1 protein-coding gene is annotated in these 506 nt (G+C 49.4%); it reads right to left on the reverse strand.

Features of this window, described 5'->3' with window-relative positions; translation table 11 throughout:
* Window positions 1-506: serpin family protein (locus C0Z22_RS15790; protein ID WP_199177586.1), on the reverse strand; the 506-nt coding region annotated here is incomplete at both ends.

Genomic DNA, 506 nt, shown 5'->3' on the forward strand with positions numbered 1-506 from the left:
CATCAAATGGCTTGTCCCACTTCCCTCTGAAGTACATATAGTTAATCAGCATCATCAGCGTATCTGAGTCCAGGTCCTTCACCATGTCGGTTATTTTGTCGTTGGTTTTCTTGGCGATGAACTTGTTAATCTCCTCTGCAGCAATATCAGGCTTGGAGAAATCAACGCTGAAGGCTTCGCTGTTGTAGTAGTGCTGAACATCCTTCAGGAACTTGTCCACCACTTTGAAGCCTTCTCTGATGGCTACACCCGCTCCTGCTTCCAGCTGCATGGCTTCCCGGCTGTGGCCCAGCATGTGGATCAAGTGCTCATAACCCTCATTGACCTGCTCAGCCTGCAACCCGCTATAACCCAGACTGCTGTATATCTGTGAATGAGTGCTGCCCTTGGCTCCTACAGCTAGCATGCTCAAAGCCATTGAGATTCCAACCGGGGAGAAGAAAATGTTCTTGCCCTCGGCATCAGGATGGAACGCAAGTTTCTTGTAGAGAGAGAAGGCGAAGTCA

Source organism: Halobacteriovorax sp. DA5, assembly GCF_002903145.1.
In the GTDB taxonomy this organism is placed as follows: domain Bacteria; phylum Bdellovibrionota; class Bacteriovoracia; order Bacteriovoracales; family Bacteriovoracaceae; genus Halobacteriovorax_A.